We start from the raw sequence: 19,694 nt of genomic DNA, 5'->3' as shown, positions 1-19,694 counted from the left end.
TTGGTTCACATCCACGAACCAGCTCCTTTTATATATCCATTTTGTCTTTTTAACGTTAAAACATCCGATATCCACTTTTTCTTAAATAAATCATAACAATTCCTGCTACAATTGCCCCTGCAAAGCCACCGGATAAAATAGAAATATCTACTACTTGTAACGCTTGCAATTTATCTAACAGCGCTGGGAAGGCTGAACCAGGTTTAAAAATATAATCTAAAAAGCTTACATCATCAACAATAAAGACAACTACAATTGGATATACAACTGCCATTAACCAAGTCATCCGCAGTAACATATTCAATAGAAACCCGATACCAAAAAACATGACGAAAAATAACACAATTGAAATGATTAACTGCACGATTGAAACTGAACCACCCATGTATGTATAACCTCCGTTTTCCTCTCATTAGTTTACATGATTATGAGAGTGCTTTCAATGAACATATCCTTCATTTCGCATGTTCGTCATATTTTAGTAAAAAACCAACTTCTAGTAAAAGCAGCCTGCTATTATCATCATATTATTTTTTAAAAAATAATCGATAGGAGGAGTAACCGAACACGTCACCTGGATTGATGCCATCAATTGCATCTAATTGATGCTGTTCAAATTGATTAGACACCATTTCCTTTAACATAACAGATGTCATTTCATCTTGTGCCAGTTCACTAGGATACAGCCATTTGGCCTCTAATATTTCATTTTCTTGAATAAAGAGCTGTTGTTGTTCATCCTTCATCTTGCAATAAAAAATAGCCATGTTATCACTAATTTCACCACGAATTACACCTGTACGAAAGCCGATTAAGCCCGAAACATAACAATCGATGCCAGTTTCTTCTTTCAATTCTCGAACAACTGCCTCATCAACTGTTTCTCCTGCATTAACAAAACCGGCTGGTAATGACCATCGTCCTTTTAAACCACTATAGGCCTTTTTTACAACGAGCCATTGCCCAATTTCATTGACAGTGCAACCTGCAACGCCTAACCAAACTTTGCCACGATCTTTTTTCATAACCATTCACCTCTATGTCCATATTATAGCTTTTTCATTTCTATTCTTAGAAGCAATAATTTATAAAAAAAGTATGCGTAGATAGGAAAAGTTGAATTCAAAAACTGTAGATGACTACTATTGTTGATTTCCGCTTCAGGCGGCGCATTCTTCGGACACGTTGTAAATAGCAATCCTAGCTAACGCGCGAGATGCTCGCGTCTTACATTTTGTGCTGTTCCCACAGGAGTCACCCCCTATCTCTACAATCGACTGGATAGGTAATAAGATAAAAGGAATCAAGAATAAACTTCTTGATTCCTTTTATCGACAATTCGAAGAATTAAGAAATAGTCATTGTTAAAAACTACTCGTTGTTATGCCTCTAACTGCTCAATACTCCAATTAAGTTGTAATATATTTTTTAATTTCGTTACTGATTCTTCTCCAATTGTGCGAACCAATTGTTGTTCAATTTCCGCTTTGTTACGTTCGTTTTGTTCATAGCAAACTTCGCCGAAATTTGTCATTCGGATCACTTTGTGTTTTTTACTATGCTCAGCATTGCTCACCTCTACCAAGCCTTTTGCTTCTAAACTTTTTATAAATTTGTGAGTAGCCTGACGGGAAAAATCGACAACTTTCGTTACCTCTGAAATAGTAGGTTGGTTTTTATATATTTTACTTAAAATATGCCATTCTGAGTTAGATATATGGATTGTATTATATTTATTCCATTTCTCTTCAGCAAGTCGTCGAAGTATTTCATGACGTTCGCTCAACAAATCAATGACATCTCGATTTTGCAATTCGTCCTTCAACTCGTTCACCTTCATTCCATAATTTCGTAATTACTATACAAAAAAACGACCCAGTCGTCAACTAAGTTGACAAAAGTTCTTTTATTGTTTACAATTAATTTAGTCAACCAAGTTGACAATAATGTTTGATGGAGGGATTATACATGTACAATGTTGGCGATGTAGTCATTTATTCATCACATGGACTTTGTTCAGTTGAAGATATTTGTGAACAAACCTTTAGCGACATTACTAAAACTTACTACGTTTTACAACCACTCAACGATTCAAAATTAACAATTCGTACTCCTATCGATAATGCAAAAAAACAACTTAGAGATATTATTAAAAAAGATGATGCCATTAGAATTTTAAGTTCATTTACGTCTCCCGGTATTGAATGGATTGAACAAAACACACATCGGATGAGATTTCACGTAGAAATTATTAAAACAGGCGATCGACAAAAACAGGCGAACCTTTTAAATACATTGCTACGCAAAAAGTTTGAATATGAAGCAAACGAAAAAAAATTCCCAAATCAAGAAGAAAAATTATTGCACTCTTTACAAGAAATTATATTTTCCGAATTCTCCATTGCACTCGATAAACCTTCAGAAGAAATTTATGAAGATGTATTAGCTAAACTAAGTTAAACATTTCTTAAAGGTACATAAAGAAGCCCACAATTAAGAAGATAATCGAGGCTTCTTTTTTTTCGTACTAATTGTACCTACCTTTTTACCTCAATTAAACTACTTTAACAAACCTTTTATTATTCAAAAACCCTAGAACTACCTCAACTTTAGTTGTAAATATAGCAATAATTCCCCTAATAATTTTCCATATATATACTGAATTATCATTTAAAGTGCTACAATTATATGTAGACAGAAAAATACACATATTAAAATTAGAAAAAAGGCAGGAAAATTTATGGTTGAAGTAAGAAAAGCATTCTCTAGTGAAGCTGAAAAAATAGTAAGTGTAATGACAAATGCCGAAGCATCTGGTTTTATGTTATTTTCTCCGCAAGAAAGAGTAGTGAATCCTGAAAAGTTCGCTAAATTTATTGATGCAACTCATAGTAATGAGAAATCAGGGGTTTTTGTTGCATGTGTAGATGAACGAATAGTAGGTTATTTAATCGTCCAAAATGAAAAGCCGCAACGTATAGCACATCGAGCAAATATTGTAATTGGCGTACATAGTGAAAGTCGTGGTCAAGGCGTCGGTAATGCCCTTTTTACGCATGTAATGGCATGGGCACAGCAAGTAGGATTGCACCGACTAGATTTAACGGTTATCGCATCAAATGAAGTTGCCGTTCATTTATATAAAAAAATGGGCTTTGAAATTGAAGGCGTAAAAAGACACTCTTTATGTATTGATGGTCAATATGTAGATGAGTATTTTATGTCCATATTATTATAATCAGAGTCCATTCTAGACTTTCCTGTAACGCTCAGCCAAGTCAAACACTTCTAATGGAGAAAAGAGATGATTAAATGGAGTATTTCAAATACCTAAGACAATATGTTGGCCATCAACCAATTATTTTGCCAGGTTCGGTTGTCATAATATTAAATGATAAAAATGAGTTATTACTCCAAAAAAGAAATGATGGTACTTGGGGATTACCAGGTGGCTTAATGGATTTAGGAGAGAGTTTTGAAGAAGTAGCCAAGAAGGAAGTTTTCGAAGAAACCGGATTATTAGTCCACAACCTAAAATTACTGAATGTATTCTCAGGATCTGAATACTATTTAAAAGTATCAAATGGTGATGAATTATATTCTATAACAGCTGTTTATTACACAAAGGAATTTAGTGGCGAAATGTAAATCGACTACAATGAATCAGAAAGTCTTCAATTTTTTGCTTATTGTAATTTACCTACAGACTTAACACAAATATATAGAAGTTTTATTAATCCATATATAGATACTATATTTACATAATTCGATAGTGCTTATCCGATACTCAAAATAACTGATTAACTTGCTTTCACTTGAAATCATCAAAAACCCCCTTCTATTTACTAAAGTACATAAATAAAAGAGAGCCATTTTATTTAATATTATTGTTGAAGAAACCGACCACTAAAACGGCATTTCACTTACGATAATATATTAATTTTGCTGTAGTATAAAGATTTTTATCATCCACTGCAATCAAAACTGCGTAACCACTCTTTTCCCAACCTGTATATAAAGCGCTATATTTTTCATAACTAAATTGATAATCATTACCAAATTCAGCTACTCCTTGTCTATGTAGTAGGTCATGTATCGTTGACATTTGATCCCATGTGTGAAAACTATTTTCTTCTGGAAAGAAGTTATAAGTAATATACTCTAATTGCCCACCTAAAAAAATGTAAGTCAACTCTGCATAATAGCCATATTTCATCGTTTCATAGATTAAAAAAGTCTCTCTACCGTCTTGAAGTTTTTGTATAAACTTTGATTTTTCATTTTTCTCTACATCTTTAATAGACAAGTTAAAGTTAATATTATTGAAAGGTACAACTGGTTTCTTTGTAGATAAATACGAATCTACTACGTACCCTTTGACATTATTAGCAGTCACATAAGACCAACCTACTAACGTAGCATGTACAGTTACTTGTGTACCATTACTTAATGAACCTACCGAAGCCCCAGATTGGCTGGCAATATTGCGAACAACAACCCCACTATTTGTATTAACATACTTTGTCGTTGTTTTAGTCTGACCCATAAAATCAGATTTAACATAGCCTACCACATTGCCATACTGCACAAATGACCATCCATCCCCTACCGAACCATAATCTTCAACAACCATATTATACTTCAATGTAGCTAATGTTGAGGCTGATAGAGATGGCATAGATTTTACAACGAGGCCACTTTTAGAATTTGCGATTTTAATAGTTGAAGGTGGAGTACTTAAAAAAGAGGAAGATACATACCCTTTTACTTCACCTGCTTGAATGTGAGACCAACCATTTGATGAAGAAAACTCTATTACGAATTGATCTTTATCTAAATTACCAATGGAATTGGCTGTATCATTCGGCGAATCTCTCACAATCAAGCTGGAGCCACTTACAATCTTCACAGTACGATAGTCAGCTGCTTCTGCTACTTGATGCTGAAAGCTAAATAGGATCAGAAGTACAAAAACTGCAACTAACCATTTCTTAATTATATTCAATCAAATTACCCCCTTTCACATTTTCACCATCATACCATTCAGCCTATATATTGTATATATTTCCATAATATTTATTACTACTGAATCACAAATGTATAAAGATTAATAAAACATAAAATGGTATAATACGGCCCGGTCTAATAGCCACTGACGCTTCGCTTTTGTGCATATAATCAATGTGTCCGGATTTCTTTGTACTTTTTAATAATCTCTTCTTACCTTCCCGGGCATCCTCGGGAAATACACTACAAGATTACTGCTCGTTCCGCCTTGTCTTTTACCAATAGAAGTGCGTTACTTCTTTTCGAAAAAAATCCATACAAAAAAGCCTCCCCAATTTGTGATGTTGTTGCAACATACAAATTAAAAAGGCTTCGTATCTACATTCCTTAATACATCAATTTCTATTTTTTCGCAATCCTACTTCAACAATTGACAACTATTTATTAATCACAAACCTCAGGCGTACCTTCACGTTTTGCAGCTTTAAAGCTTGTGCCACAGCCGCAAGATGCGATGGCATTTGGATTATCGATGGTGAAGCCACCGCCCATAAGCGATTGTTTATAGTCAATTTTTGTTCCCATTAAAATAGGCGCATCTTCGCGGGAAACAAGAATCGTTAAACCATGTTGTACATCTTCAAAATCGTCTTCTTTTTTCTCTTTATCAAAATGCATTCCATACGATAGACCACTACATCCGCCACCATTAACAGCTACGCGTAAAAAAGCACCTTGCTCCTCATTATGCTCCATCATTTCATTAATATGAAAAACTGCTGCCTCAGTCACTTCTATTACTTGTTTTAAACTTGTCATCCCAATCACCTTCCTTCTTACTTATCATATCAATTTTGACTATTGTATGACAAACATTCAGCTTCAAGTAGATTATTAGCAAAAATTCCCGATTTTTTCACTTAATTAGTATTTTTTATTCATGTACAAAACATATGAATTGGTATAATAGTTTTAATTACATCTATGAAAGAGGTATCAATTATGGAGATTTCACCATATTACGAAAAGAAAGTACAATGTCTTAATTGTAAAAAAGAATTTCCTACATTAAAAGTACGCTCTAAATTCATAAAAGTAGATCATACCGAAACTGATTTTCATCCGATTTATGCGGACGATGTTAATGCTCTTTACTACAACGTATTCGTTTGCGAGCATTGTGGCTTCTCCTTTACTGAAGACTTTTCAAAATATTTTGCGCCTGGCGTACAGGATATTATTCAGACACAAATTACAGAAAAATGGGTACATCATGATTTCAAAGGCGAACGTACTATATTCCAAGCGATTCAAGCTTATAAATTAGCCTTTTTATGCGGTACTATTAAAAAGGAAAAATTCGTTGCTACAGCTGGCCTTACTTTACGTCTTGCATGGCTATATCGTGCATTAAAAAATGAAGGGCAAGAGCAACGATTTATGAAAATGTCACGTGATCTTTATATGGAATCTTATTCAAATGAAGATTATAGCTCAACTCAAATGTCAGATGTTCGCATTATGTATATGATTGCCGAATTATCTCGTCGTATCGGTGATATTGAAAATGCGACACGCTTCTTTTCTAAAGTTATTGAGAAACAAAGCAATGGTGGAGAAGCAAAAATTATCGATATGGCGAAGGAACAATGGACTCTTATTCGCGAAGAAAAAGAAAAAGCTCGACATGTGTAAATAAAAAAGTTCTAGCCTGAATTATTCAGCTAGAACTTTTTATACAAAATGATTAGAAAACTTGCTCTACTTCAATGATACCTGGTACTTCTTCTAATAAAGCACGTTCGATACCTGCTTTTAGTGTAATCGTAGAACTAGGGCAACTACCGCATGCACCTAATAAACGTAATTTTACAACACCATCTTCTACGTCTACTAATTCACAGTCTCCACCGTCACGTAGTAAGAATGGGCGTAATTTATCTAATACTTCTTGAACTTGGTCGTTAATCATTGCTTCTGCCATTTGTCTCGACTCCTTTCCTTATAATGATTATAATGTTAGCAACAGAAAAAATCCAATATAGAATCACGGAGGAGAATAAATACTATGGGTCAATCAAAACCAACTATTGAAATTTACGGAACAGCTGTGATTTGTGCTAGCTGTGTCAATGCACCTTCTTCAAAAGATACATATGAATGGCTACAAGCTGCCATTGATCGAAAATATCCAAACCAAGCCTATGATATTCGCTATGTCGATATTGAAGGTCCAATTGAGAATGATCGTGACCAGGATTATGCTACACGTATTCAAGAAGATGAATTTTTCTATCCACTTGTCCTAATCAATGATGAAGTAGTAGGAGAAGGCTATGTCCAATTAAAACCTGTCTTCACTGCACTTGAAAGCCTTGGCTTTACACCAGACGAAACCGTGTAAAAAAAAAATAGGAAAGGGATTGTTCAGAAGTTCTTTGAGCAATCCCTTTTTTATTATATATGAATGCTCAACGACAAAAGAGCAACTTATTAATCGTTTTGATATTTATACATCCACAGTAATCCAGATTTCATTAAACGTGCAATACGACCTGTAACAGTTGTATCAGCTAGGTATGCAAAGCCTTGTTTTTTGCCTAATGAACCCATGAAACCTTTTAATTTAATATCTGGCATTTTTTCTGGTAAATGCTCACCTTTCCAACGCATGCGCAATACTTTGACGATATGCTCTGCCTGTTCTTCCGCTAATTGTGCACTTGGAGAAAAGTCTGAAGATGCACAATCACCTACAACATATACATGCTCATCATCTAAAACATTAAAGTATTGTGTAACAATTGGACGACCTTGGCGATCCTTTTCAACATCCATATCGCGTACGATTTTAACAGGCTGTACCCCTGCAGTCCAAACTATTGCATCTAACGGAATTTCTTCTTCATGATTAAATATTTTACCAGGTTCTACTTTAGTAATATTAGAGTTTGCTATTACATCTACATTATGTTTCGTAAACCAAGCTTTTACATATTTACTAAGCTTCTCAGGGAAGTCTTTTAAAATACGTGAACCTCGGTCAAATAATTTTACTTTTAAATCAGCACGGCTTTCACGTAGTTCACTCGCTAACTCAATACCACTTAAACCAGCTCCCACAATGCCGACAGTTGAGCCTGCTGGTAAGCCACATAACGCTTGGAATGTTGCACGTGATTTTGCCATCGTCTGAATGCTGTAAGTGTACTCTTCTGCACCTGGTACACCATGATATTTATCTTCACAGCCTAGACCAATTACTAAATCATCATATTCAATACGTTGCCCATCTTCTAGAATGACTACTTTTTCTGCACGGTTAATGTCAACGGCCTCACCATATACAGCCGTTAAACGCTCGTGCTCTGGGAAGCTTACACGAATTTCTTTATCTGTCGATGTCCCTGCTGCTAATGCATAAAATTCTGTTTTTAAACTATGGAAAGGTGCTCTATCTACTAAAACGATTTCCGTGTCTAACGGTAAGTTGTTCGGTAAAAGTCGAAGCATGACACGCATATTGCCGTAGCCGCCACCTAAAAGTACTAATTTCCCCATAATAGTCTCCTTTAATGTATCTAATAATAATTGTTCACAAAGTATCCACAAATGAGTATAACCGATTGTGAGAAGTTTCACAATATCATAATGCATTTTTTGTGAAAGATTTCACAATATCGATTACTTCTTTGCGTTTTTTAACAACAATTTATACAAGAACGATTACAGCTCGAGCTTATTGTATCTAGTTTTTTAGGTAACATGCTCGAAAAGTACCGCTTTAAATTTGTGACATTCTCCGTAACTCTTAACATGCTTCATTCCAATAATGACGCCTACGGAATCAAGTGCATAGTTTAGCATTTCTCCCCACTTGAAAACGTGTTGGCTTTTGTTGAATTAAGTTAAAACATTGACGAACGTTTCAAAAGCTAGTAGCATAACAATGGTGAGGTGAACATATGAATCCAATGGTTGAATTTTGTGTAAGTAATTTAGCAAATGGCTCACAGAAAACTTATGAAATACTCGAACGCGATCCAAATATCGACGTTTTGGAATATGGCTGCCTCAGCTACTGTACGAAGTGTTCTGAATCCTTTTATGCGATTGTAAATGGTGATTTAGTTGAAGCTGCTTCTCCTGATGAGCTCACAAAAGCTATATATCAATTTATCGAAGAAAATCCATTATGGTAATATAATTGTTTTTATAACAATCATGTTGAGTCCTATAAAATAAAGTTACACATATGAAAAGGATGTTATACCATTAATCGGTATAACATCCTTTGTTTTTTCATAAAGTCCAGCACAGCTAGTATTTTTAAACGAGCGTTTCTACTAAATAAGTAGGTTGCAATTCTTTTTCAAGCACGGCACTTGTTGGTGTTACGCCTGTGTTGACGTGAATAGTATCACAGCCGAAACGAATACCACACATAATGTCTGTATCGTAGTTATCACCAATCATCACCATCTCATCTTTTGTAAAACGATGCTCTATTGCGATGATGTCGAGCATTGCGGGTGATGGCTTACCGATGTATATCGGCTCGACGCCTGCAACATCCCCTACTAAGCGCGCAAATGACCCATTCCCAGGTAAAAATCCATATTCTGTTGGAAACTTAATATCTTGATTTGTTGCGATAAATATCGCACCATTTTGCACTGCAATCGTTGCCTTTGCTAATGCCATATAATCCAATGTCCGATCTATTCCCATAACAAATACATCTGGCTCGTTGTCTACAGGTTCAATTCCTTCATTTTTTAACGCCAATCTAATACCATCTGAGCCCATCATCGCTACTTTCTTGCCTGAATAATTCAGAGCTACATACTTTGCCGTAACTAAAGCACTTGAATAAATATGATGAAGTGGTGCTTCTACTCCAATAGCTTTTAAAGATTCTTGTAATTGCTCTCTCGTTTTAGAAGAGTTGTTTGTCACGTAAAAGGGTTCAATCCCCTGTTGCTGTAATCTCTGTATAAAAGCAACCGCAGAAGGAATACCTTCCTTACCGCGGTAGACAGTGCCATCTAAATCAAAGCAATAAGCCTTATAAGTTTTCATTGATGATCCTCAGGTAAAAATGCTGATACGGGACCTAACTCATTTGTTAAGTAGCTATTCACAGCTGGTGCAAACTGCTTTAAAGCAGGTAAGCTTGCCGTTAAAACGTTCACAACTTCAGTAATATCTACAGATGTAAATTCACGAACAAGCATTTTACGTAAGCCTACAACAGCCTTTAACGATGCTTCGATGTCAGTTGAAACAACTTTTTCATCGATTAAAATATCAATTATATCCTCATAGCTACCTGGATCACGCATAATAAAGCCGTCAATCATCAAGTTACCTACATCCATCATTGATTCCATCACGTTATGACCGATACGCTCGATTGCTAATTTCGTAATATCACTTTGAAGCCAGTTATCCTCTGCCTCAAAAATAGCTAATAGTTTATCTAAGTACTGTAAGTTTGTTGTGATTTTATTTCGATCTACAAAATACACAAGGAAAGCCCCCATTCAAATCATTTAAAGTTGATACTCTTTTCTCTTCTATAGTACCATATCTATAGGACTGGAAGGAGATTAAAAGATGGAACGTTTTTTCTTATATGATGATGTAGAAGATACAAAAACACGCTTTGTAAGTTTCGCAGGACAAAAACTTCGTTACGATTTAGCCATTTTACAATCTGGACGCTTCTTTGGAAAGGTGCTTGTAATGGATATCCAATTTGGCCGTTTCGCCATTATAGGACCAGACGATATAGAAGAACCTGGCTACCTTGAGCATGTGTACAACCGTTCTGAAGAGGACACAGTGGAATTGCGTGAATACTTACGTGAATTACTTAATTGACACCCGTTTAAAGATTTAAATACAAAAAAAATTCCGCTAATCTATTTCTTCGGGGCATTCCGTAAGTTGTACAATCTGACATTAACAGCCCCGCTGGAATAGAGCGAAATTTTTTTTGTCAAAATCTTATCGACTAACGGATTTTGCTAATTGAATTACCATCTGGGACAATCCATACAACCTTATTGATTTAAGGTTGATGGGTTGTCTTTATTATGTGGTTTGTCTTTATTTTCGTTATCATTTTGTTTTTTTGCTTGTTTGTTTTGCCCAATAACAGCTAAATCATCAACACTAATATCAAATCCATATCCGTATTCTTCACGGTCTAATTGTTTTTTCTTTTGTTTATCGTTCGCCAAAATTTTCACCTCCAATTTATAAATTATCCTTTTTTATGTGATTTATACTTAATACATTATGAGCTAAAATTGTGCATCTTCTATTATCCAGTCTACTGCACTTATTAAATTAGGGAATATTGCATCAGCTAGTGGATCATGTTTACCTAAAAAAACGCCCTTTGTACCAGCTCGTTTCCCTGCTATTATGTCTGTATCTGTATCCCCCACCATATAGGATTTGGTTAAATCAACATCGTATGTTTCAGCAAGATCAACAATTAACTTGCTATTCGGCTTACGACAGTCACAACCAGCTTTTGGTTTATGAGGACAATACACTACTTCATGAATAATAGCGCCTTGTTTCTTTAATTCACTCGCCATATGAACGTGTATTTTTTTAAGTTGACTTTCCTTCATAAAACCTAATCCCACACCCCCTTGATTCGTTACAACAAAAACGTAATCAAAAAACTTATTCAAATTTTTTATCGCTTCCGGTACGCCGGGTAAGAAAAACAGTTGCTGAGGTTTATTTACAAATTTAACCCTTTTGGTCAACACTTCGTTAATAACGCCATCCCTGTCCAAAAATACTGCCCTTTTTATATAAATCACACCTTTATTAATAATCAATTGCGCCTTCGTTAGAAGATATTGTTTCCCATTGTGAGTAAAGCTATGAACACAGACTTTGACTGAAGTTAATTTCTTCATTTTACAAATAATTAACGTAAGAACAAATAGAAAAAGTGCTAGACTGACTGCAATCGATCCAACACCTTCGTATGGACATCATTACTAAATCTAATTGCAATAATACTAACAAATGCGAAAGAAAATAAAGCCTTCACCATCTTTTTCATGGAAAAAATCTCCCTTCGTATTTTTTTCGATTCTATATTATCATAAACTATTAATTCTGTAAATTCTGAATATTAATAGTTCTAAATTATTTAATTTATATAAAAATTAACAATCACATATATAACATAAAGACTAAGATAATAGCCAATATGATTCGGTAAATTGCAAATGGGGTTAATTTAATACGGGAAATAATTTTTAAAAAGAAGCGAATGGATATAAGAGAAAAAGCGAACGAGCTAATAAAACCCGCAGTGTAAAACCCTAAATAATCAAAAGATAAGTATTCCCAATTTTTAACGATTGATACACTACTTGCGCCTATCATAATTGGTACAGCCATGATAAAGGTAAAATCAGCTGCTACTTTATGATTCATTCCAAGTAAAACGCCACCTGAAATCGTCGCTCCTGAACGTGAAAATCCAGGCCAAAGTGATAAACATTGTATAATTCCATCATAAATGCTTGTTTATAAGTAATTTGATCCAAAGAGACAACTTTCGATTTTTCAGGACCAAATTTATCAGCAAAAATCATAAGAACTGCACCAATAATTAGAGCCACTATGACCGTCTCTATTTTAAATAATTTGTCAATAAAATCCTTAAAAGTTAAACCCAATACAGTTGCAGGTAATAAAGCAATTACAACATGGAACAAGTTTAAATGAGACGTTATATTTTTATTAAACCCTAACAGACTTAAAATACGTTTCCAAAAAACAAGAAAAACAGCTAAAATTGAGCCTAATTGAATTACAATTTTAAATGTAATTGCAGCTTTATCTCCTAAAAGTATATTTGTTTGTAGCCACATGTCATCTACAATAATTAAGTGACCAGTTGATGAAACAGGTGCAAACTCTGTCATTCCTTCAATAAAACCTAAGATAGTCGCTTTAATTAGATCAAAAAGTTCCATAGATGTTCCTCTCCTTCTTCAAAAATTATTAAAATGGTAGTTATTTCATTATACATAATAATAATTGCACTCTAAATTAGATGAATGTCTTAAATATTTCAAAACATCTATAAATAAAAAAACCTGATGCAAACTTCACATCAGGTCATTATAGCTATTCTGCTATTTGTTCATTGTCATTTGGTTTTGTCACTTCGGTTGCTTCATTTACTACAACGTCGGGCTGTAAAAGAACTTTACCGCCTTTACGTAAAACAAAATATGCACAGCCAAAATTACAATACTCATATAAGTAATCTTGAAGCGTACTAATTTTCGTATCAAAGGTAGATTTTTGATTTTTATCATCAAAAAAACCTTTTAGACGTAGCTGATTATAGCCCCAGTCGCCTACAATATAATCATATTTGACTAAAATATCTGAGTACCGCTCTTTAAAGGCTTCTTCCTGAAAAGCTTCACGGTAATCTTCAACAATTTCATATTCATATCCTTCTATAATTATCAAAGTGACACCACCTTTCTCGTCAATCTTTTCACATTATACTTCAGCCTGTAGTTGGCGCTCCTTCGTTGCAGCATTCACTTGCTCATCGGCATGATAACTACTGCGTACGAGTGGTCCTGCTTCACAATGCTTGAAGCCTTTTTCCATTGCAATTTTGCGAAGTTTGCCAAATTCAATAGGTGAATAATATTTTTTTACAGATAAATGTTTTTTTGTTGGTTGCAAATATTGACCAATTGTCATAATATCCACGTTATTTGCACGTAAATCGTCCATTACTTCTAAAATTTCTTCATGCGTTTCTCCTAAGCCAATCATTAATGATGACTTTGTCGGAATGTCTGGTTGCATCTCTTTTGCTAAACGAAGAAAATCTAATGAACGTTCATATTTCGCACGTGCACGTACTCTTGGTGTCAAACGGCGTACTGTTTCAATATTATGATTTAAAATATCTGGTTTAGAGTCCATTAAAAGTTGAAGATTTTCCTTCAAACCACCAAGGTCAGAAGGTAATACTTCTACAGACGTAAAAGGACTTTTACGGCGAATAGCGCGTACTGTTTCAGCTAATACTTCTGCACCGCCATCCTTTAAATCATCACGTGCTACCATTGTTATAACAACGTGCTTTAAATTCATAATGGCTACTGAGTCTGCAACACGTTCTGGTTCTGCAAGATCTAACTCATTTGGTAAACCGGTTTTTACTGCGCAGAAACGACAAGCACGTGTACAAACTGATCCTAAAATCATCATTGTTGCAGTACGACGCTCACCCCAGCATTCATGAATATTTGGACAGCGAGCTTCTTCACAAACTGTATGAAGATTTTTTTCACGCATAAGCTTTTTAAGACCTTTATATTCATCGTTCGTGTTTAGTTTAATTTTAAGCCAATCAGGTTTTCTTACATGTTCTTCTTTCTCATGGCTAGTAGGTTTACAGGATGTCATACAAATTCGCCCCTATCAAAGTTATCTTTTGTTGAATATTATCTACCATCACTGTTGTCAATGTATCATATTACACGAACGGCAACAACTAACATTTACTCTCAATTTAAACTTTTCTATTGGTACGGAACTGGGACTTCTATGGATGGTTGTACTGCATCTCCACCATTTGTATAAATGTTTGGTACTGGTCCTCTCGTTAATCCCATCGCTACCGGAATGTCCTGAGATACCGTCGTTGATTTACTAGCAAATGGAACTATTATTTGGACATTAACTTCTATATGAATACCTACTTCTACATAGGCACTATTAATGCCAAATTCCCTTATATCTGATGTAACATTACTATGCACATTACCAATTACATGAAAACGAATTGGTATTTTCGGCCCCAAATTACCGAGTAAAGGAAGATCAGCCGCCTGTGCAAGTGGGACGAAAAAGACAATTCCATCGCCTTCTTGAATTTTATTCATATCATATTCGACATTATCTAAATCAGGTAAATGGGCTAATTCTCCATGCTCTGCTTGCTCTAAATACATTTTTACAAGTTCAAGTGTTTCTGCACGTACTCTATTGATAATTTCAGTATTAAATTTTGTCGTTACAGAGGTGCCAGATGGTACATCTTCGATTATATCATTAACGTCTAATACGTTAGAAGTACGTGAGTTAATGGCTTTACTGACAACATACGACGCTATTTTATTCGTCTGCACTTCGGCATATTCCAAATATGTGGGTTTAAGACGTTCATTTAAAAAATACAGAAAAAATACTATACAAATGATACTCGCAACAATTAATAAGGTTAAACGATTGAGCTGCATTCCTCTTTTATGATTCGTTCGCAATTTCATCCTTTTTCGAGGGAAAAACAAAAAAATCTCCTCCTGTTCTACAACTTATGAACAGGAGGAGCAAATTATACGACTCTCGATGGTACTACATAATCGGTTTCAATACTATCAATTGTTACAGTTGGATAGTCCACTAAATTAATTTCGTATGTCGCTGTGAGTAATTCATTTTGTTCTTCAAAAATTCGAATCCACGGCAAGGAAGAATCCAAATTATTTTGTTTAGAAACAATTCCTCGACGACCGTCTGATAATTTTAAAATCAGTCCATTCGGATAATGTACAACTGATTTTTTCAATGCATTGACAATGCGCGCATCATAAAGTGTACCTGAGCCAGCTTCTACAATGGCTAGCCCTTGTGAAGGAAGCATCTTTTCACGATATACCCGATTTGTAGTCACCGCATCGAATACATCAGCTACACCAATAATTTTAGCAAATGGATGGATTTCAAAATCAACTAAACCACGTGGATAGCCACTTCCATCAATGCGTTCATGATGTTGAAAAGCACAATGTGCAACCAGTAAGGAAATGGAATGTAAATTACGTAATAAATCAAAACCAAAACGCGTGTGCATTTTCATCATTTCAAATTCCTCATGCGTTAAGCGACCTGGTTTTTTGAGTATCTCTTTCGGCACCATAAGCTTTCCAACATCATGCAATAAGGCACCAATACCAATTAAACGAAGATCTTCGGCTGAATGTCCCAATTCTTTTGCAATAGCAATCGAATATAAGGTAACATGAAAAGAATGCTGATATAAGTATTCATCGAATAAATAAGCATCTGTTAAAACCGTTAAAATTTCATTATTACCTGTAACAGCTGAGAGTAGTTCATCGACAATCGTAACAATCGCTTTCGATTGCTGATCAAGTATATAAGAGGCATTAACCGTACTTAAACCATTTATTGATTGAAAAGAATCTTTTATGGTCGAAATGGTTTTGTTTCGGACATCAGCAGGAACCGTTTCCTTCACTTCAATGCCTTCAGAAAGTTTGTCGTCTATATATAAATAATGAGTATTCAACTGTTGAAGTCTTTCAATAATACGTTCATTAATGACAACGTCTTTCTTTAAAAGTGGATGACCTGCCTCATTCCAAATGGTTCTTCCTAATACCATACCTTCTTTTAATACATCGATTGAAATTAATCGCATGACTTCTTCCCCAATCCATTCTTAAAGCTTTGTTTATCTATCGCTTAAAGAAACTTTGCCCATAATCTAACATAATGTTTCGTAAAAAATCAGGTAAAATATATTTTTTCTTTGCATATTTAAAGCTTGGATAAAAATAACCGAACGTAAACAAATCAAGTGTCACTAATTTATAAGTACGATCATTATCTGCCATCTTACCATTTATGAGCAATTGACGATCCTCATTCATAGCAAAGCCATATGTCAGCATCTTACCAAAAATAACGCCCCTAAAACCTAACCCTTTAAGTTCCATATTGGGCCATTCTTCATTTTTCGATTGCTGAAAAATTTCTTTCATTTCCGAAACTGACAATTCAATTGTACATAAATTAATAGGATGTGGAAAAATTTTATGCAAATCAAGCGCTGTTACCGTTCCTTTTGGAAGGCCGTCTAAAAAAATCCCTGCATTAAATAACGCACAGTCCGCACCACTTTTTTCTAATATTGCTTGCGCAAATAGATGTGATAATTGTGAGTAGTGGAACCATTCTTTATTGTACGTCTTTTTGGTTGAAAATACAGGCTTGTCTAATAAGCTTTTACCTTCTTCTTCTAAAGATAGCAGAAACTCTTTTTCATTTTCAACAATTGGCAAGTCCTTATTATGAATTAAAGTATCCTTTTTTTCAACAATTTCCCTCGTTTTTTTATCGTATTCTAGTACGAGGTGTCCCGTATATTGACCAAATTTTCCTCCACCTGTGAGCAAGACACCGTTGATAAACTTACCATTTGGCAACGTATGATGGGTGTGTGAACCAAAAATGACATCGATTCCTGGACATTCCTCCGCTAATAGCTCATCTTCAGTAATTCCTAAATGTGACAGACAAACAACAATATCAACTTCTTTCCGAAGTTGATGAGTTAAACGAATAAGTGAGCTTCGAGCATCATCTATTTGCCAGTTCAATTCCTTATAATAGATTTCGAACATTGCTGTCGCAGCAATAACTGCAATTTTTGTATCGTATTTCGTTGTTAATATAACATAAGGCTTCAACCACGTTGGATTTACCCCATTAAATGCATTAACATTCCCCACTACGACTTCAAATAGCGCGTCATCGTATAAATGAAAGAGCTCTTCATGCGACAATGTAATGCCCTCATTATTGCCTATTGTGACAACATCATAACCGGCGTTGTTTAATAATTGGACATTGCCCTTGCCAATTGTGGCATCTGTATAAATATTGGACCTATCTAAATGATCCCCTACATCAACTAAAAAGCTCGTTTCACCTAAAGCCTCATACTGAGCACGTTGCGTAGTCACATAGTTTTGCATTCGTGGCCAATACTTAAAATGACTATGCAAATCATTTGTGTGAAAAATATGAATTTTTTCCAGCATTCAAGCCACCTCTTCTTTACAATAAGCCCTCTATAATGGAACGAATTCCTAATAATAATAAAATAATTCGTAGTGCTAGGACAAGTGTATCGGATTTAATTTTTTTATTAAGTGCTGCCCCTAATTTAGCCCCGATATAAGCTCCAGGAATAACAGGAATCGTATATAGCCACGGTACATGTCCTAAATAAATATGACTCGCGGAGTTCACAATCGAAGTTAGGAATACCATATACATCGAAGTTGCCACTGCAACATGTGGCGGAAATAAAAACAAAATAATCATTGCAGGCACGATCATTGAGCCGCCACCAATTCCAAATAATCCTGAGGCAAAGCCAACTGCAAAGCAAAATAGTAACGCAAACCAAATTGGATATCCGTAGACATACGTTTTTCCTGCTTCATCGATAAACTGATGTTGTGTACCATTTTTCACAAACCATTGTACAGGTTTCAATTTATCGCGTACAAGTAAAATTATCGATATAACAATTAATAATATCCCAAAATATAAGTTAAATGAGGGTAAATCCAAACCTTTATTTACCCATGCACCTAATATCGTCCCTGGAACACTACCTAAAAAGAATATAAACCCACTTTTATAATCCACTGTTTTGGATTTCATATAGCTTAAAGTGGACGCTAGCCCAGTGAAAATCATCATTACAACCGATAGCCCTACCACTTTTTGCGGTGTAATATCTGGGAGCATCCCGAGGTTTAATCCTACAAATAAAGTTGCAGGTACTAAAATAATTCCTCCACCAAGCCCTACAAGCGAACCAATGAGCCCCGAGGCTAGTGCAATCACTGCTAAAACAATAAACTCCATTATACTTCTCCTTCAAACATATTTAATTGTTTTGGTGCTAGGCCAACATCTCGAATAGCTAGCATCTCTTGAAGCTCCTTCGCATTTTTTGCAGCATGTTGACCAGAATTATTATTAAATAAAACAAATAACTCTTGCACATTAGGCTCTATGCTTTGAAGATGCTGTCCGAGTTGTTGTAGTTCTTCTTTATTATAATCATATAAAAAACGAACTTTGCGCCAGTTTTCTGAATTGCCCGTATTACGCCAGCCATGAATATTGCGCCCATGAATACGGACGAGTGCTTTATTTGCCGTTACTTCAGGATAAAATGGGACAGAACCAATACCTGCTTGCGGTTCATCACAAATTGTATGAATAAATTGATGTTCCTTTAAAAAATCCATTGTTTGCTTAACAACCTTCTCTGCATACCATGTCTGATTCCGAAACTCGATTGCCACATCGAACTCTTTTAATTGTTGCCTAATATACAATAAGTATTGTACATTTTTTGACTGACAATCAAACCATGGCGGAAATTGTGCCAATATTATTGCTAACTTCCCGTGACGTTTAAATTCATTAGCACATTCGATAAAAGCATTGAACATATCATTTTTGGATTCAAAGGGAATTTCCCCTCGCAAATGTCCGGTCATACCTTGGTAAGCCTTTATTACAAAACGAAATGAATCTGGTGTTAGCTCACACCATTTTCGAACATTATCCACTGACGGAATGGCATAAAAAGATGTATCTAATTCTACAGTTAAAAAATGACCTGCGTAATCGAATAATTTGTCCTTTGAGGCAGTCACTCCACTATATAACGAAGGATGATCGCCCCAACCTGTTAACCCAACTCGAATCAAGTGACTCCCTCCTTATGTACATAATGATAGCACACACTTTCTAAGTGCAAATACTTACAA

The 19,694-nt window shown here is 35.1% G+C and carries 25 protein-coding genes and 1 pseudogene; 7 read left to right on the top strand and 19 right to left on the bottom strand.

All coding sequences use genetic code 11. The features are described from left to right. Window positions 1–55: 55 nt before the first annotated feature. The 3 genes from ACIQXW_RS18120 to ACIQXW_RS18110 all read right to left on the bottom strand — a co-directional run bounded on the left by ACIQXW_RS18120 (window position 56) and on the right by ACIQXW_RS18110 (window position 1,834). On the bottom strand, window positions 56–385 hold the full coding sequence (locus tag ACIQXW_RS18120) for a YuiB family protein (RefSeq protein WP_340822828.1): 330 nt from the start codon (window positions 383–385) through the stop codon (window positions 56–58). Window positions 386–527: 142 nt separating this feature from the next. Next, window positions 528–1,025: an NUDIX hydrolase gene (locus tag ACIQXW_RS18115; RefSeq protein ID WP_340822827.1), complete on the bottom strand. Its 498-nt coding sequence runs from the start codon at window positions 1,023–1,025 to the stop codon at window positions 528–530. Between the two features lie 356 nt (window positions 1,026–1,381). Further along, complete coding sequence (locus ACIQXW_RS18110; protein ID WP_401012935.1) at window positions 1,382–1,834, bottom strand: MarR family winged helix-turn-helix transcriptional regulator; 453 nt, start codon at window positions 1,832–1,834, stop codon at window positions 1,382–1,384. Between the two features lie 134 nt (window positions 1,835–1,968). On the opposite strand from ACIQXW_RS18110, the gene ACIQXW_RS18105 reads away from it, so the two are divergent. The 3 genes from ACIQXW_RS18105 (at window position 1,969) to ACIQXW_RS18095 (ending at window position 3,648) form a co-directional block, all read left to right on the top strand. Beyond that, window positions 1,969–2,460, top strand: coding sequence for a CarD family transcriptional regulator (locus ACIQXW_RS18105; protein ID WP_340822825.1), 492 nt, complete (start codon window positions 1,969–1,971; stop codon window positions 2,458–2,460). Between the two features lie 280 nt (window positions 2,461–2,740). Then, the gene (locus ACIQXW_RS18100) at window positions 2,741–3,238 is read left to right on the top strand and encodes a GNAT family N-acetyltransferase (RefSeq protein WP_402764425.1); all 498 of its coding nucleotides are present in this window, start codon (window positions 2,741–2,743) and stop codon (window positions 3,236–3,238) included. A gap of 74 nt (window positions 3,239–3,312) precedes the next feature. After that, window positions 3,313–3,648: an NUDIX hydrolase gene (locus ACIQXW_RS18095; RefSeq protein WP_402764422.1), complete on the top strand. Its 336-nt coding sequence runs from the start codon at window positions 3,313–3,315 to the stop codon at window positions 3,646–3,648. 271 nt (window positions 3,649–3,919) lie between these two features. Here the strand turns inward: ACIQXW_RS18095 and ACIQXW_RS18090 are convergent, their stop codons facing one another. Together ACIQXW_RS18090 and ACIQXW_RS18085 are read right to left on the bottom strand one after the other, a co-directional pair. Further along, on the bottom strand, window positions 3,920–5,005 hold the full coding sequence (locus tag ACIQXW_RS18090; protein WP_401019722.1) for an SH3 domain-containing protein: 1,086 nt from the start codon (window positions 5,003–5,005) through the stop codon (window positions 3,920–3,922). Window positions 5,006–5,451: 446 nt separating this feature from the next. After that, complete coding sequence (locus ACIQXW_RS18085) at window positions 5,452–5,826, bottom strand: HesB/IscA family protein (protein WP_340822822.1); 375 nt, start codon at window positions 5,824–5,826, stop codon at window positions 5,452–5,454. A 183-nt stretch (window positions 5,827–6,009) separates the two neighbouring features. Here ACIQXW_RS18085 and ACIQXW_RS18080 point away from each other — a divergent pair, with 183 nt between their 5' ends. After that, window positions 6,010–6,702, top strand: coding sequence for a DUF2225 domain-containing protein (locus ACIQXW_RS18080; protein ID WP_340822821.1), 693 nt, complete (start codon window positions 6,010–6,012; stop codon window positions 6,700–6,702). Between the two features lie 52 nt (window positions 6,703–6,754). Here the strand turns inward: ACIQXW_RS18080 and ACIQXW_RS18075 are convergent, their stop codons facing one another. Then, window positions 6,755–6,991: a NifU family protein gene (locus ACIQXW_RS18075; RefSeq protein WP_340822819.1), complete on the bottom strand. Its 237-nt coding sequence runs from the start codon at window positions 6,989–6,991 to the stop codon at window positions 6,755–6,757. An 84-nt stretch (window positions 6,992–7,075) separates the two neighbouring features. Here ACIQXW_RS18075 and ACIQXW_RS18070 point away from each other — a divergent pair, with 84 nt between their 5' ends. Continuing rightward, window positions 7,076–7,411, top strand: a complete 336-nt coding sequence (locus ACIQXW_RS18070) for a YuzD family protein (RefSeq protein ID WP_340822818.1) — start codon at window positions 7,076–7,078, stop codon at window positions 7,409–7,411. Window positions 7,412–7,500: 89 nt separating this feature from the next. On the opposite strand, the gene ACIQXW_RS18065 is transcribed toward ACIQXW_RS18070, so the two are convergent. Continuing rightward, window positions 7,501–8,568, bottom strand: coding sequence for an NAD(P)/FAD-dependent oxidoreductase (locus tag ACIQXW_RS18065; RefSeq protein ID WP_340822817.1), 1,068 nt, complete (start codon window positions 8,566–8,568; stop codon window positions 7,501–7,503). Window positions 8,569–8,972: 404 nt separating this feature from the next. Here ACIQXW_RS18065 and ACIQXW_RS18060 point away from each other — a divergent pair, with 404 nt between their 5' ends. Continuing rightward, window positions 8,973–9,209 carry a YuzB family protein gene (locus tag ACIQXW_RS18060; protein ID WP_337980526.1) on the top strand — a complete coding sequence of 79 codons (237 nt, stop codon included), beginning with the start codon at window positions 8,973–8,975 and terminating at the stop codon, window positions 9,207–9,209. A gap of 127 nt (window positions 9,210–9,336) precedes the next feature. Here the strand turns inward: ACIQXW_RS18060 and ACIQXW_RS18055 are convergent, their stop codons facing one another. Next, window positions 9,337–10,089: a TIGR01457 family HAD-type hydrolase gene (locus tag ACIQXW_RS18055; RefSeq protein ID WP_402764415.1), complete on the bottom strand. Its 753-nt coding sequence runs from the start codon at window positions 10,087–10,089 to the stop codon at window positions 9,337–9,339. Beyond that, window positions 10,086–10,538 carry a DUF86 domain-containing protein gene (locus ACIQXW_RS18050; RefSeq protein ID WP_340822813.1) on the bottom strand — a complete coding sequence of 151 codons (453 nt, stop codon included), beginning with the start codon at window positions 10,536–10,538 and terminating at the stop codon, window positions 10,086–10,088. Before ACIQXW_RS18050 ends, ACIQXW_RS18055 begins: the two co-directional genes overlap by 4 nt. Window positions 10,539–10,626: 88 nt before the next feature. Here ACIQXW_RS18050 and ACIQXW_RS18045 point away from each other — a divergent pair, with 88 nt between their 5' ends. After that, window positions 10,627–10,893 (top strand): DUF3055 domain-containing protein, encoded by a 267-nt coding sequence (locus ACIQXW_RS18045; protein WP_340822812.1) that lies wholly within the window; start codon window positions 10,627–10,629, stop codon window positions 10,891–10,893. Between the two features lie 182 nt (window positions 10,894–11,075). On the opposite strand, the gene ACIQXW_RS18040 is transcribed toward ACIQXW_RS18045, so the two are convergent. From ACIQXW_RS18040 to ACIQXW_RS17995, 10 genes and pseudogenes are all read right to left on the bottom strand, one after another. Next, window positions 11,076–11,270: a hypothetical protein gene (locus ACIQXW_RS18040; RefSeq protein WP_401019732.1), complete on the bottom strand. Its 195-nt coding sequence runs from the start codon at window positions 11,268–11,270 to the stop codon at window positions 11,076–11,078. A gap of 48 nt (window positions 11,271–11,318) precedes the next feature. Further along, on the bottom strand, window positions 11,319–11,846 hold the full coding sequence (locus ACIQXW_RS18035; RefSeq protein WP_402764501.1) for a D-glycero-alpha-D-manno-heptose-1,7-bisphosphate 7-phosphatase: 528 nt from the start codon (window positions 11,844–11,846) through the stop codon (window positions 11,319–11,321). A 370-nt stretch (window positions 11,847–12,216) separates the two neighbouring features. After that, a pseudogene (locus ACIQXW_RS18030) lies at window positions 12,217–13,028 on the bottom strand (undecaprenyl-diphosphate phosphatase). Between the two features lie 154 nt (window positions 13,029–13,182). Continuing rightward, the gene (locus tag ACIQXW_RS18025; protein WP_402764411.1) at window positions 13,183–13,536 is read right to left on the bottom strand and encodes a YutD family protein; all 354 of its coding nucleotides are present in this window, start codon (window positions 13,534–13,536) and stop codon (window positions 13,183–13,185) included. A gap of 33 nt (window positions 13,537–13,569) precedes the next feature. Then, window positions 13,570–14,493: a lipoyl synthase gene (gene lipA / locus ACIQXW_RS18020; RefSeq protein WP_340822807.1), complete on the bottom strand. Its 924-nt coding sequence runs from the start codon at window positions 14,491–14,493 to the stop codon at window positions 13,570–13,572. A 116-nt stretch (window positions 14,494–14,609) separates the two neighbouring features. Beyond that, on the bottom strand, window positions 14,610–15,380 hold the full coding sequence (gene yunB, locus ACIQXW_RS18015) for a sporulation protein YunB (RefSeq protein ID WP_340822805.1): 771 nt from the start codon (window positions 15,378–15,380) through the stop codon (window positions 14,610–14,612). Between the two features lie 44 nt (window positions 15,381–15,424). Then, on the bottom strand, window positions 15,425–16,534 hold the full coding sequence (locus ACIQXW_RS18010; RefSeq protein ID WP_401019736.1) for an HD-GYP domain-containing protein: 1,110 nt from the start codon (window positions 16,532–16,534) through the stop codon (window positions 15,425–15,427). A 37-nt stretch (window positions 16,535–16,571) separates the two neighbouring features. After that, window positions 16,572–17,939 carry a bifunctional metallophosphatase/5'-nucleotidase gene (locus ACIQXW_RS18005; protein ID WP_340822802.1) on the bottom strand — a complete coding sequence of 456 codons (1,368 nt, stop codon included), beginning with the start codon at window positions 17,937–17,939 and terminating at the stop codon, window positions 16,572–16,574. Window positions 17,940–17,955: 16 nt separating this feature from the next. Next, window positions 17,956–18,777 carry a sulfite exporter TauE/SafE family protein gene (locus ACIQXW_RS18000; protein ID WP_402764405.1) on the bottom strand — a complete coding sequence of 274 codons (822 nt, stop codon included), beginning with the start codon at window positions 18,775–18,777 and terminating at the stop codon, window positions 17,956–17,958. Next, on the bottom strand, window positions 18,777–19,634 hold the full coding sequence (locus tag ACIQXW_RS17995; RefSeq protein WP_402764403.1) for a DUF72 domain-containing protein: 858 nt from the start codon (window positions 19,632–19,634) through the stop codon (window positions 18,777–18,779). The genes ACIQXW_RS18000 and ACIQXW_RS17995 overlap by 1 nt, the downstream gene beginning before the upstream one ends. Between the last annotated feature and the right edge of the window lie 60 nt (window positions 19,635–19,694).

This window comes from Lysinibacillus sp. NPDC097162 (assembly GCF_044762185.1).
Lineage (GTDB): Bacteria > Bacillota > Bacilli > Bacillales_A > Planococcaceae > Lysinibacillus.
This window is presented reverse-complemented; position numbering and strand designations above follow the sequence as displayed.